Below are 12,459 nucleotides of genomic sequence, written 5' to 3'. Positions count from 1 at the left end.
GAGCCGCGAGGACCACGGCTCTCGAGCGGCCGCTCCGGGCGTGTGGGGACCAGGCCCGCTGTCAGACCGTCGCCCTACCGTGAGGCGGGATGATCGCCGACGATCGGAGACAGGCGATGGGCGCCACCGGCCGGGACTACGTCACTTCGTACCGAGGGAGCATCGAGGCCACGCTCGAAGCCCTGCACGAGCAGGTCTTCCAGGAGCTCTACGGCGACGACGAGCAGTACAGGGATCGAGCGGCGCTCCACGCCGACGAGTCCGTCGAGGAGTCGGGCACCCACTCGATACTGGACGTCCGCCGCGTCGTCGGCACACCCGCGGGTCCCGGCAGGGGCGACTGGGACTACTGCACACTGCGTCCGCTGCGTCCCGAAAGGCTGGTGCACCACTTCGGGACGGCGGAGCCGACCCCACAGCAGTTCGAGGACGCCATGGCGCGCGCCAAGGCCCCCTCCTCCCCCGGGCCGCGCAGGTCGCGCGGAGCCGAGGACGTGACCCTGCTCGACGAGCAGGAGCTGCGCTGGACCGGGCACTACGTGCTCCTCCACTCGCACGGAGAACCCACGCACGTCGGCTTCTTCGGGATATCCGGAGACTGACCGCTCGACGTGCCCGGCCGGGGGCTCAGCCGCGCGGCGGCGCCGTGCTGCCGCGGACGACGAGTCGCGGGGTCGGCTGGGCCACGTCACGAGCCGGGCGCCCGCCGAGCAGGCGGACCAGTTCCTCCGCCGAGCGCCGGCCGAAGGCCGTCGCGTCGCGGTCCAGGGCGGTCAGGCGCGGGTGCGTGGCCCGGCAGAGCACCGAGTCCTCCCAGGCGACGACCGACAGGTCGCGCGGTACGGACAGGCCCAGGCCGAGGGCCACGCCGGCGCCGGCGACCGCCATCACGTCGTTGTCGTAGATGATCGCCGTGGGCGGTTCGGGCCCGCCGAGCGCGAGGCGGGTGGCCTCGGCGCCCTGGCCCTCGGAGTAGTCGGTGGTGACCGAGCGGACACCGGGCAGCCCCAGCCGCGCGGCCCCCGCCCGCAGGGAGGCGATGCGGCGCGTGGTGTGCGCCAGCCCGGCCAGGCCCGCGACGTGCACCACACGGCGGTGGCCCAGCCCCGCTAGGTGCTCGACGATCGCGCCCATGGCGGCCGCGTCGTCCACCCGGACGCTGGAGATCACCGGGTACGGAACGGGCACCTGCGGCTCGCGGTCCACGTCCCGGCCGCCGACCACCACCGCGGGCAGGCCCAGGGAGTCCAGCAGTACGGTCCGGGGGTCGCCGATCCGCGGGTCCACCACGATGACCCCGTCGACCCGCTGCTCGGCCCACCAGCTGCGGTAGACCGCGCACTCCTCCTCGGCGCCCGCCACCACCCGGAAGAGCAGGCCGAGGTGGCGTTCGGACAGCACCTCCTGGATGCCCGAGACGAGTTGGAGGAGGAACGACTCGATGCCCAGTGAGCTGGCCGGACGGGCGAGCACCAGACCCACGGTCGCGGCGCCCTCGCCCGACAGGGCCCGCGCGGCGGTGCTGGCCCGCCAGCCGAGCTGGTCGGCGACCCGGCGCACGCGCCGGCGGGTGGTCTCGGACACGCCCGGGCGGTCGTTGAGGGCGAAGGAGACGGCGCTCTCGGAGACGCCGGCCCGCCGGGCGATGTCCTTCATCGTGGGGCGCCGGGCGAGGGCCCGCCGCCCGGTCCGGGCAGCGGGCGGCGGCTCCACCGGTGGCTCGTGCGCCGCGATCGTGGGCCCCCTCGGATCGTCCGCCTGACGTCGTACGCGCCGGGCCCCGGGCGGGCGCGGCACGCAGACCAGTATCCCCCGGCCACGAGGGCGGAGCGCTAAAGCGCTTGAGCGGAAGGCCCCTAAAGCGCATTAGTGCTGTTGGCCGAATTCCGTTCGCACGCGGCTGACCTGCGTCTTCTCCACCCCAAGGGGCGTATGCCGGGGGCGAGTTGACTTTCCCGGGGCGCGATGTCACCTTGTCGTGGGCGCCGGCGGCGACTCCCCCAGCCGCGCCGATCACGGGACGGACACCCCCGACCGCCCCGCGACCACCGGTTCCGCCGCCGCGCGCCCGCCCCAGCTCGTACGAACACGGGAACCGCCATGACACCGCGCTTCGGCGTCAACTACACGCCCAGCCAGGGCTGGTTCCACCACTGGCTCGACTTCGACCTCGACGCCGTCCGCGCCGACCTGGACGGCATCGCCCGCCTCGGCCTGGACCACGTACGCGTCTTCCCCCTGTGGCCGCTCTTCCAGCCCAACCGCACCCTGATCCGGCCGCGCGCCGTGGAGCAGCTGGTCGCGCTGGTCGACGCCGCGGCCGAACACGGCCTGGACGTCAACGTGGACGGCCTGCAGGGCCACCTGTCGAGCTTCGACTTCCTGCCCTCCTGGACGGCCACCTGGCACCGCAGGAACATCTTCACCGACCCGGACGTCGTCGCCGCCGAGGCGGAGTACCTGCGGACCCTCGCCGCCGCGCTCGCCGACCGGCCCAACTTCCTGGGCATGACCGTCGGCAACGAGATCAACCAGTTCTCCGGCCCGCCGCACCCGGACCCCGACCCCATCGGTCCCGCCGAGGCGGAGGCCTGGCTGCGCCTGATGCTCGACGCGTGCGAGCGCGGCGCCCCCGGCAGGCTCCACCTGCACGCCGAGTACGACGCCGCCTGGTACCAGGACGACCACGCCTTCACGCCCGCGCAGGCCGCCCGGCTCGGCTTCGCGACGGCGGTCCACTCCTGGGTCTTCAACGGCACCGCGCAGCGCCACGGCCACGCGGGCGTCGCCACCGAGCACCACGCGGCGTACATGATCGAGCTGTCCAAGGCCTGGGCCACCGACCCGCACCGGCCGGTCTGGCTGCAGGAGGTCGGCGCCCCCGCGCCGGTGGTGCCCCCCGAGCACGCGGCGGCGTTCGCCACCGCCACGATCGCGGGCGCCCTGGACTGCGCCGACGTGTGGGGGGTGACCTGGTGGTGCTCGCACGACGTCGCCCGCTCGCTCGCCGACTTCCCCGAACTCGAGTACACCCTCGGCCTGCTCACCAACGACCGCGAGGTCAAGCCGGCCGGGACCGCGGTGGCCCGCGCCGTGGCGGAGCTGCGCGAGCGCGGCTACGCGCCGCCGCCCCGGACGACCGCGCTCGTGGTGGACGTGGGCGACAGCCTCACGGCCCCCCGGCGGGCCGGCTGCGCCCCCGGCGGCGAGGTGTTCGAGGCGTGGGCGGAGCTGACCGCCCAGGGCGTACGGCCCGCCCTGGTGCTCGCCGACCGGGCCGCGGACGCGGCGCACCTGGCCGCCCGCGGCATCACCGAGGTCGTCACGCCCGCCCAGGTCCGCTGAACCTCCGGACCGTCAAACGCCCGTACCGCCGGGCGCCCGGACGGCCGGACCCCCGTGTGCCCCGTCCCCCGGCGGGCCCCCGGGCACGGGTCCCGTACCCGTGCCGGGGGGCTCGGGGACGCTCCCCGGGCTCATCGCCGACAGCCCTTTCCCGGGGACGCGGTGGCCTGACAGACTCGTCCGGTGACCGAATTCGACCTGCTCGTCATCGGATCCGGCCCGGGTGGCCAGAAGGCCGCCATCGCCGCGGCCAAGCTGGGCCGCCGGGTCGCCGTCGTCGACCGCCCCGACATGGTCGGCGGGGTCTCCATCCACACCGGCACCATCCCGTCCAAGACGCTCCGCGAGGCCGTGCTCTACCTGACCGGGCTCACCCAGCGGGACCTGTACGGCCAGAGCTACCGCCTCAAGGAGGACATCACCATCGCGGACCTCACCGCGCGCACCCAGCACGTGGTGAGCCGCGAGGTGGACGTGATCCGCAGCCAGCTCTCCCGCAACCGCGTCACCATGCTCACCGGGACCGGCCGCTTCACCGACGACCACACGGTCGCCGTGGAGGACCCGTCCGGCCGTGAGGTGCTGGTGACCGCCGAGAACATCGTCATCGCCACCGGGACCCGCCCGGCCCGCCCGTCGACCGTGGAGTTCGACGACCGCACGGTGATGGACTCCGACAGCGTGCTCAACCTGGACCGGGTGCCGCGCTCCATGGTCATCGTCGGCGCCGGCGTCATCGGCATCGAGTACGCCTCGATGTTCGCCGCGCTGGGCAGCAAGGTGACGGTGGTCGAACAGCGCGAGGGGATGCTGGACTTCTGCGACGTCGAGGTGGTCGAGGCGCTCAAGTACCACCTGCGGGACCTCGCCGTCACCTTCCGCTTCGGCGAGACCGTGGCGGCCGTGGAACGGCATCCGACGGGCACCCTCACCGTCCTGCAGAGCGGGAAGAAGATCCCCGCGGACGCCGTCATGTACTCGGCCGGACGGCAGGGCCTCACCGACGCCCTCGACCTCGGCAAGGCGGGCCTCGCCGCCGACAAGCGGGGCCGGATATCCGTCGACGAGCACTACCGCACCTCCGTGCCGCACATCTACGCCGTGGGCGACGTCATCGGCTTCCCGGCGCTGGCGGCCACCTCCATGGAGCAGGGCAGGCTCGCGGCCTACCACGCCTGCGGCGAACCGGTGAACGCGATGAACGGCCTGCAGCCGATCGGCATCTACACGATCCCGGAGATCAGCTTCGTCGGCCGTACGGAGGACCAGCTCACCGACGACAACGTGCCCTTCGAGGTGGGTGTCTCGCGCTACCGCGAGCTGGCCCGCGGCCAGATCATCGGCGACTCGCACGGCATGCTGAAGCTCCTGGTGTCGACCGAGGACCGCACCCTGCTGGGCGTCCACTGCTTCGGTTCCGGTGCCACGGAGCTGCTGCACATCGGCCAGGCGGTGATGGGCTGCGGCGGCACGGTCGACTACCTGGTCGACGCGGTGTTCAACTACCCGACCCTCGCCGAGTCGTACAAGGTGGCCGCCCTCGACGCCACCAACAAGCTCCGCCAGATCAACCGCCTCACCGGCTGACCCGGGGTTCGTCGTGTGCGGGGCGCCCCCGGCCGGGGGCGCCCCGCACGCGTATCCGCACCACCCGTTCGGCGGGGGAACGACGAGGGCGCCGCGTGGCAGCCTCCGGGAGGGGACGGAAGCACATCCGCCCCGCGACCCTCCGAGGGAGCACCCGCCATGGCCACCAGGAAGAACCTCCGGGCCGACCGGACGAGCCTCACCCACAAGGTCGGCTACGCCCTGCGGCACCCCACGCGGGTCGCCGCCCACGTGCGCCGGGCCGCGCGGGACCGCCGGCCGGCCCACCGGCACCGCGACCACGTGGCGTACTACCGGGCCGTCATGGCACCGAGCCCGCGCGCGACCCGGAGGCGGCCGTCGGCAGCGGCAGCCACGAGCGCCGGCCGGCGCTGGGCGCGATGCAGTTCGACCACCCGCGCGAGCCCGGCCTGTCGCCGCGGCACCGGCTGCTGGACATCGGGTGCGGCAACCTTCGCGCGGGCCGGCTCCTCATCGACTGCCTCGACGCCGGCCACCACTACGGCATCGACATCTCCCCCGACATCCTGATCGCCGCCAAGCGCACCGTGACGGAGCGGGGCCTGCAGTCCAAGCTGCCGTACCTCACCCTCACCCACGACCTGACGTTCGACTTCCTCCCGGACCGCCACTTCGACGTGGTCCACGCGCACAGCGTCTTCTCCCACTCGCCGCTGGAGGTCGTCGACGAGTGCCTGGCCAACGTGGCGCGCATCGTGGCCCCCGGCGGATGGTTCGACGAGGACTTCCACTACCGCACCGAGACGCCGGTGGAACTGGCCGCCCGGCACCGGCTGACGGCCCGCTTCATGGACGACGGGGAGCTGCGCGGCCACGGGCAGTCGAAGATCCGCGTCCACACGGGATCCGCCCCGCCCGGGTGACGGCCCGGCGCCCCGGCCGTGCCGGACGGGGCACGCGGCCGCCGTCCGTCACGGGGCCGCCGTCCGTCACGGGGCCTCCGCGGCCTCCTGCTCGGCGCGCTTGCCGGCCACGTGCTCGACCAGGTCCCCCACCGTGCCCATCCGCTCGACCTCGTCGGCCAGCAGCATCACCCCGACCTCGCGCTCGACGGCGTCGGCGGCCCGCTGCTTGGCCCGGTCGCCCAGACGCAGGTGCGCGAAGCTCGTGTCCGGCCCGATCTCCTCCGGTGCCACCTCCGCGCATCCGGCGACCACCCTGCGCACGATCCCGGCGACGTCCTCGGCCATGTCCCTCTCCCCTCCGGTGCGGTGACTGCCCGATACGTCTACCCCGCCGGACGGCGCAGGACCGCACCGGCGCGCCGGGCCGCGCGGCCCCACCCCCACCCGTACCCGGTGACCGTCACGGCCGGCGCGGCCGGCCCTGCACGTAGGGAGCGAGTACGTCGGCCAGCGTGCGGTTGCGGGGGGTGGGGACGCCCAGTTCGCGCCCGAGGTCGGCGACGTCTCCGCTGAGCCAGGGCAGTTCCAGGCGGTTGCCCTGCTCCAGGTCGTTGTGCATGGAGGAGGTCATCGTGGCGGGCAACGTGTCGCAGAAGGCCATCTGCCCCTCGACGAAGGACTCGTCGAGGTGGACGCCCGCGGCCCGGCCGACGGCGACGGCCTCCGCCATCACGTCGCGCAGCAGCCCACGCGTCGCGGGATCCGCGCGGACGACGCCGATCGGCTGGCGCACGGCCGAGGTGGTACCCGACAGGGCCGTGAGGAACACGAACTTCTCCCACACCACCCGCGCGATGTCGCCGCTGACCTCCGCCTCGACGCCGGCCTTCTCGCACGCCTCGCGGAATTCCTCCGCGCGGGCGGTGCCCTCCTGGTCGTAGGGGCCGAAGACCAGCTTCTGCATCGTGCCGCGGTGGGAGACCACGCCGGGCTCCTCGATGACGGCGGAGATGTAGCAGATCCCGCCCCACACGGCCTCGTGCGGCAGGTGCCGGCGCAGGACGGTGTCCTTGCGGACGCCGTTCTGCAGGGAGATCACCCGTGCGCCCGCCTCGGCGAGCCCCCGCAGCCCGGCGGCGACGTCCTCGGTGTCCCACAGCTTGACCGCGACCAGCACGACGTCGACGGGGCCGAGGTCGCGGATGTCCGGCACGAACCGGTCGGCCGGCGCCCGGAACTCCCCCAGTGGGCTGTGGACGACCAGGCCGCCGTTGGCGCGGATCGCCTCCAGGTGCCGGCCGCGGGCCACGAAGGTGACCTCCTCGCCCGCCTCAGCGAGCCGCGTGCCGAAGTAGCCCCCGACCCCGCCCGCTCCCACGACCGCGATGCGCATCGCGTGCTCCCTTCCCGGTCCGACCGCCTTGATAACCGTCTTCAGGGTTACCATCGTCACATGAGCGAGCCCGCAGCGGCCACCCCCCGCCCCCGCGTCACGGCCAGGGTCCGTGAACTGCGTTTCGACGCGGGCTCGTTGTCGCTCGACCTCGTCGCCACGGTGGGCCGCCGCCCGAGCACCCCCGTGGAACGGCTCGGCGATCGCGAGCGGCTCCGCGCCTGGTGCAGCGGCGTCGGCCTGTGCCTGCGCGACGGCGAGGACGCGACGGCCCTGCTCGGAGCCCTCCACGAGCTGCGCTCCGCGGCCACCGACGTCGTCACCGCGGCCGTGGAGGCACGCGCGCCAGGGCAGGGATCCGTCGGTCTGCTCAACGACCTGGCGCGCGTCGACCCACCGGCGCCGCGCCTGCGCCTCGGTCCCGACGGGCGCCCGGACGGCGGCACGGAACCGCTGTCGTCCGCCCAGTTGCTCTCCGTCGTCGCCCGCGACCTGATCGCGCTGGTGACCGACCCGCGCCTGCGGGACCGACTGCGCGTCTGCGCGGCCGGGATCTGCGGCATGGTCTACCTCGACCCCGGCAACGGCAGGCCCCGCAAGTGGTGCTCCATGGAGCGCTGCGGCAACAACGCGAAGGCCGCCCGGCACCGGCGGCGCGCCTCCGCGCCGGCCGGCCCGTCCGCCTCCCCCGGGTAGCGGGCCGCTACGGCGACGCCGGCTGCTCGAACGCGGCGATGAAGTGGCCGAGGTCGCGCCGGCGGCAACTCGACGGCCACACGGCCCACGTCCTGCGGACCAGGGGATCCCCGATCAGCGGCCACCACGTCACGGTCTCGGGGATCGGCTGCGCCCAGTTCGGCGGCGCCAGCGCGAAGGCCCGTCCCGTCACCACGGCCGCCAGCTTGACCTCCGCGATCAGCGGATCGCCCGCGCCCGTCTCGGGACCCACGTCCAGCCCGTGGCTGCGCAGTACCGCCGTCAGCTCGTCCCACCAGGCGGGGCTGCCGACCCGGGGGAAGCCGACCCACTCCAGTCCCGCCAGGGACTCCAGGCGTACGCCGCATGGTTCCGCGAGCTCGGCCGCCTGCTCGGCCGCCAGCAGCACCCCCAGGTTCTCCCTGACCACCAGCATCGCGTCGAACTCCGGCCCGGCCGGGCGCTCACGCATCAGGCCGACGTCGAGCTCGTCCGCGTGCAGCGCCTCCAGCTGGGCCGCCGTGGACAGGTGACGGGCCTGCACCCGGGTGTCCGGGTAGGCCCGGGACAGTTCGGTGAGCACGGGGGTCAGCAGGTCGGGCGGCAGCTCCAGGGGGACACCCAGACGGAGGGTGCCCTCGCCGTGCGCCGTCATCGCCGCCATCGCCCGTACGGCCTGGTCGTGGCGGGCGAGCACGGCCCGCGCCTCGGAGAGCAGCACCGCCCCGGCCTCGGTCGTCCGCACGCCGGAGCTGGACCGCACCAGGAGCTTGACGCCGAGCTGCCGCTCCAGGGCGGTGACGGTCTGTGACAGCGCCGACTGGCTCACGTGCAGGCGCCGTGCCGCGGCCGACATGCCGCCCTCCTCCGCCACGGCGACGAAGACCCGCAACTCCCGCAGTTCCATCCGGTCATCTCACCCAACGCGGCGCGGCGGGTGCGCCCCGACAGGCCGTACGGGTTCCTTATGGCCGAACGCGCCGCCCCCTGGGGGTGACGCGCCGGGCCGGCGGGCTCCCAGGAGGCGTCCCGGGGGCCCGCCGCGGCTCAGCGCGCGGCCGCCAGTTGCGGCAGGACGTTCACCAGGGGCTCGCCCTGCGCGTAGCGGTGCAGCTGCTGCGTGATGAAGGCGAGGGACGCGGGGGTGAAGGCGTCGGTGAAGGCCCCGACGTGCGGGGTGATCAGGATTCCCGGCAGGTACCACAGCGGGTGGCCGCTGGGCAGCGGCTCGGGCGCGGTGACGTCCAGGGCGGCACGCAGCCGTCCCCGTCCGGCCTCCCGCACCAGCGCCTGCGTGTCGACCAGTTCCCCCCTGGCCACGTTGACCAGGACGGACCGGTCCTTCATCAGGGCGAGGCGGGGAGCGTCCATCAGGTCGCGGGTCTCGTCCGTCAGGGGCGCGCACAGCACGACGGCGTCGGCGGAGGGGAGCAGCCCGGGCAGCTCGGCGAACCCGTGCACGTGGCCGTCCGCGGTGTCGCGCGCGGTGCGGGCCAGCCGGACCACCCGGCAGCCGAACGGGGCGAGCCTGGCCGCCACGGCCCTGCCGACCGCGCCCTGGCCGACGACCAGGACCTCCTTGCCGGAGAGCGTGGGGAAGACGCGGGGCCGCCACTCGCCCTGCGCGTGCCGGCGGGTGAAGTCGTCGAGGCCGCGCTCGGAGGCGAGCAGCAGCGTCACCGCCAGCTCGGCCGTGGCCTCGCCGTGCACGCCGTTCGCGGTGGCGACACGGGTGCCGGGGGGCAGCAGCCCGAGGAAGGGGGCGAGGTAGTCGTGCCCGGAGCTGAGGAGCTGCAGGACCTCCAGCCGCTCGGTGGCGCGCAGCAGCCGGTCCAGGATCTCGTGCTGCTTGGCGGGGACGGGCGGGACGACGGCGAACGTCACGTCCCGGGGATCGGAGGGGAAGGCCGAAAGGCCGTCCCAGAAATGGTACGAGAGGCCGTCGGGCAGCGGTCCGGGGAATTCACCGGACCGGTACGGGAGCCAGACCGCGTGGCTTTCTTGCATGATTCGCAGTGCTTTTCTGTGGAACTCGGAGAACGGGCGTGCCACGCCGCGCCCCGGGAGCACCACCCTGCCGAGCAGGGGCTTTTCCATCACGGACGGATCACGTCCGTGGGCCCGGAGCGTCTGACATCGTTGTCACACGTGAACCACAAAAACGCTAGCACACGCCCCGGCAACACAATCGGGCGGAGGGCGGCCAGAAATGGCGGTGCGTCAACGGGAGGTGAATTCCTCTCCCGGGAAAGGCAAAGCCGGGGTCACGGCACGGCAGCCGGAATCGAGGTCGCGGCACCGCTCGGCCGGTCCTCACCGACCGCGGAAACCGGGTGCACGGGGGGGGCCTCCCCCACGCCCCCGCGGGGAGGACGCCGCGCTGTCGGACGCGTCACACATGATCCCGGCCGTCCTGCCCCAGGGCTCCGTCCCGCACCGGTGCGGGGCCGCAAGGGGTGCCGGACCTCATCGGGGAGAGCCGCAGGGGCGCGAGCGCGCCGGGCCCCGCGACGCGCCGGGCGAGCGGCCGTCCAGCCGCGGCGAGGCATCCCCCCGGTGCCCCGCCGCGGCGTTTCCCGCCCCCGTTCCCCCGTTCCCCCGTCCCGCGGCGTCCGTACTGCGCGACGCCGCCGGGCGGAAGTCACATGGGCGCGGAGATCAGCGCCCAGACGGACTTGCCCGCCTCGTCGGGCGGTGTCCACCCCCAGGACTCGCTGAGCGAGTCGATGATGTGCAGTCCCCGCCCCGTCTCGGCGAACCAGTCCGGCTCCTTCACCACCGGGATGCCCGACCCCGGGTCGGCGACCGTGCAGAGCACGGACTCGTCGCGGCGGAGCAGCCCCAGCCAGACCGGCCGGCTGGACAGCGGTTCGTACGCCGCGTCGTCGAGGCCGTAGCGGACGGCGTTGGTCAGCATCTCCGACACCACGATCGAGGCGGTGTCGACGATCGCGAGCATCCCCCAGTTGCTCAGGGTGGCACGCGTGAACTGCCGTGCGGAACCTGCGGCATGGAGGTCGCCGCTCAGGCCGCACGCGGCAAAGCGTGACCCTGAGTCCTCGGTCAGACCCAGGTCGAGGGGGATCACCGGATGCGTGGTCATCGGGAACTCCGCAGAGCTGTCGGGCGGGGGGCGCGGTGCTGTCTGCGTCCACCACTATCCCCGTCGGATCCCTACCCGTGCAAGCACATCTGCAATTACAGTCGTAAGTGCAAGGGTAAGTACATCTGCACGTGCATCTGCACGTGCAGATGGCCCGTCAAGGAGGCGTAGCCATGCGGGAGTTCGACAACGGCGTACCGGCCACCGACATCGAGGGCGCGGTCTGGAGGAAGAGCGGCCGGAGCAACCCCAGCGGCAACTGCGTCGAACTGGCGGCGCTGCCCGGCGGGGGCTTCGCGATGCGCAACTCCCGCCACCCGGGCGGACCTGCGCTCATCTACACGCGCGCGGAGATCCAGGCCTTCCTCGGGGGCGTCAAGGACGGGGACTTCGACGACATGACGGACTGACAAAACGTCGGCATGCCATGGGATGCGGCTGTATTCGGGCGCCACTCGGTGAGACACTGGCGGTTCGCCCAGTCACCACGGGAGCCGGCATGACCGCGATGCGGCCGAGCAACGAACCGTCGATAAGGCAGTACCTGGAGCACCCGCGCGGTGGTCCGACGGTGCTGCGCATCGTGCTCGGCACCCAGTTGCGGAGGCTGAGGGAGTCCCGGGGCATCACCCGCGAAGCGGCGGGTGACGCGATCCGCGGCTCCCACGCCAAGATCAGCCGCCTCGAACTGGGCCGCGTCGGCTACAAGGAGCGCGACGTCGCCGACCTCCTGACCCTGTACGACGTGACCGACGAGACCGAGCGCGCGGACTTCCTCAAGCTCGCCCGGAACGCCAACACGCCCGGCTGGTGGCACCGCTACGCCGATGTGCTCCCCGGCTGGTTCGAGACGCTCGTGGGCCTGGAGGAGGCCGCGTCCGTCATCCGTACGTACGAGGTGCAGTTCGTCCCCGGTCTGCTGCAGACCGAGGAATACGCCCGCGCCGTCATCCGGCTCGGGCACCCCAGGGCCTCCGGGGTCGAGGTCGAGCGCCGGGTCGCGCTGCGCATGGAGCGCCAGCACCTGCTGCACGGGGCCAACCCGCCGAGGCTGTGGGCGGTGGTGGACGAGGCGGCGCTGCGCCGCCCACTGGGTGGCGCGGAGGTGATGTCGCGCCAGCTGGAGCGGCTCATCGAGGCGGCCGCGCTGCCCAACGTGACGTTGCAGGTCGCGCCGTTCAGCGTCGGCGGTCTGGCCACCGCGGGCGGGCCGGTGACGATCCTGCGTTTCCTCGAACCGGACCTGCCCGACATCGTCTACCTGGAGCAGCTCACCAGCTCGCTGTACCTGGACAAGCAGGACGACGTCGACAACTACCTGGCCGTGATGGACCGCCTCAGCGCCGAGGCCGAGCCGCCGGTCCGCACACCGGAATTCCTCGGGGACTTCCTCAAGCAGCTGTCGTGAGCCGACGCGAACGCGCCCCGGGCCGGCCCTGCCGGCCCGG

At 73.5% G+C, this 12,459-nt stretch carries 12 protein-coding genes and 1 pseudogene; 7 read left to right on the top strand and 6 right to left on the bottom strand.

Annotated elements, in window-relative coordinates:
* Positions 1 to 89 precede the first annotated feature (89 nt).
* Positions 90 to 602: a hypothetical protein gene (locus ABZ479_RS05780; protein WP_500460135.1), complete on the top strand. Its 513-nt coding sequence runs from the start codon at positions 90 to 92 to the stop codon at positions 600 to 602.
* A 25-nt stretch (positions 603 to 627) separates the two neighbouring features.
* Here the strand turns inward: ABZ479_RS05780 and ABZ479_RS05775 are convergent, their stop codons facing one another.
* Positions 628 to 1,656, bottom strand: a complete 1,029-nt coding sequence (locus tag ABZ479_RS05775) for a LacI family DNA-binding transcriptional regulator (protein WP_500460133.1) — start codon at positions 1,654 to 1,656, stop codon at positions 628 to 630.
* Between the two features lie 444 nt (positions 1,657 to 2,100).
* Between ABZ479_RS05775 and ABZ479_RS05770 the strand changes: the two genes are divergently transcribed.
* The 3 genes and pseudogenes from ABZ479_RS05770 (at position 2,101) to ABZ479_RS05760 (ending at position 5,837) form a co-directional block, all read left to right on the top strand.
* Positions 2,101 to 3,345 (top strand): glycoside hydrolase 5 family protein, encoded by a 1,245-nt coding sequence (locus ABZ479_RS05770; protein WP_500460132.1) that lies wholly within the window; start codon positions 2,101 to 2,103, stop codon positions 3,343 to 3,345.
* A gap of 183 nt (positions 3,346 to 3,528) precedes the next feature.
* A complete protein-coding gene (sthA, locus tag ABZ479_RS05765) occupies positions 3,529 to 4,932 on the top strand; it encodes a Si-specific NAD(P)(+) transhydrogenase (RefSeq protein ID WP_499611315.1) in 1,404 nt (467 codons plus the stop codon).
* Positions 4,933 to 5,091: 159 nt separating this feature from the next.
* Positions 5,092 to 5,837, top strand: a pseudogene (locus ABZ479_RS05760) (class I SAM-dependent methyltransferase).
* 66 nt (positions 5,838 to 5,903) lie between these two features.
* On the opposite strand, the gene ABZ479_RS05755 reads toward ABZ479_RS05760, so the two are convergent.
* Together ABZ479_RS05755 and ABZ479_RS05750 are read right to left on the bottom strand one after the other, a co-directional pair.
* Complete coding sequence (locus ABZ479_RS05755) at positions 5,904 to 6,164, bottom strand: acyl carrier protein (protein WP_499611320.1); 261 nt, start codon at positions 6,162 to 6,164, stop codon at positions 5,904 to 5,906.
* Positions 6,165 to 6,279: 115 nt separating this feature from the next.
* A complete protein-coding gene (locus ABZ479_RS05750) occupies positions 6,280 to 7,212 on the bottom strand; it encodes a 2-dehydropantoate 2-reductase (RefSeq protein WP_500460130.1) in 933 nt (310 codons plus the stop codon).
* Positions 7,213 to 7,272: 60 nt separating this feature from the next.
* Between ABZ479_RS05750 and ABZ479_RS05745 the strand changes: the two genes are divergently transcribed.
* A complete protein-coding gene (locus ABZ479_RS05745; RefSeq protein WP_500460128.1) occupies positions 7,273 to 7,908 on the top strand; it encodes a CGNR zinc finger domain-containing protein in 636 nt (211 codons plus the stop codon).
* Between the two features lie 7 nt (positions 7,909 to 7,915).
* Here the strand turns inward: ABZ479_RS05745 and ABZ479_RS05740 are convergent, their stop codons facing one another.
* The 3 genes from ABZ479_RS05740 to ABZ479_RS05730 form a co-directional block, all read right to left on the bottom strand.
* Positions 7,916 to 8,815, bottom strand: a complete 900-nt coding sequence (locus tag ABZ479_RS05740; RefSeq protein WP_500460126.1) for a LysR family transcriptional regulator — start codon at positions 8,813 to 8,815, stop codon at positions 7,916 to 7,918.
* Positions 8,816 to 8,955: 140 nt separating this feature from the next.
* The gene (locus ABZ479_RS05735) at positions 8,956 to 9,915 is read right to left on the bottom strand and encodes a 2-hydroxyacid dehydrogenase (RefSeq protein WP_500460124.1); all 960 of its coding nucleotides are present in this window, start codon (positions 9,913 to 9,915) and stop codon (positions 8,956 to 8,958) included.
* Positions 9,916 to 10,549: 634 nt separating this feature from the next.
* Positions 10,550 to 11,011: an ATP-binding protein gene (locus ABZ479_RS05730; RefSeq protein WP_500460122.1), complete on the bottom strand. Its 462-nt coding sequence runs from the start codon at positions 11,009 to 11,011 to the stop codon at positions 10,550 to 10,552.
* 173 nt (positions 11,012 to 11,184) lie between these two features.
* Here ABZ479_RS05730 and ABZ479_RS05725 point away from each other — a divergent pair, with 173 nt between their 5' ends.
* Together ABZ479_RS05725 and ABZ479_RS05720 are read left to right on the top strand one after the other, a co-directional pair.
* On the top strand, positions 11,185 to 11,421 hold the full coding sequence (locus ABZ479_RS05725) for a DUF397 domain-containing protein (RefSeq protein ID WP_500460121.1): 237 nt from the start codon (positions 11,185 to 11,187) through the stop codon (positions 11,419 to 11,421).
* 89 nt (positions 11,422 to 11,510) lie between these two features.
* Positions 11,511 to 12,419 carry a Sco1979 family transcriptional regulator gene (locus ABZ479_RS05720; RefSeq protein ID WP_499611340.1) on the top strand — a complete coding sequence of 303 codons (909 nt, stop codon included), beginning with the start codon at positions 11,511 to 11,513 and terminating at the stop codon, positions 12,417 to 12,419.
* The last annotated feature ends 40 nt before the right edge of the window (positions 12,420 to 12,459 follow it).

Origin of the sequence: Streptomyces sp. NPDC005722 (genome assembly GCF_040630935.1) — a bacterium.
GTDB lineage: Bacteria > Actinomycetota > Actinomycetes > Streptomycetales > Streptomycetaceae > Actinacidiphila.
Note: the sequence above shows the minus strand (reverse complement) of the source record. Positions and strands in the feature narration are given on the sequence as shown.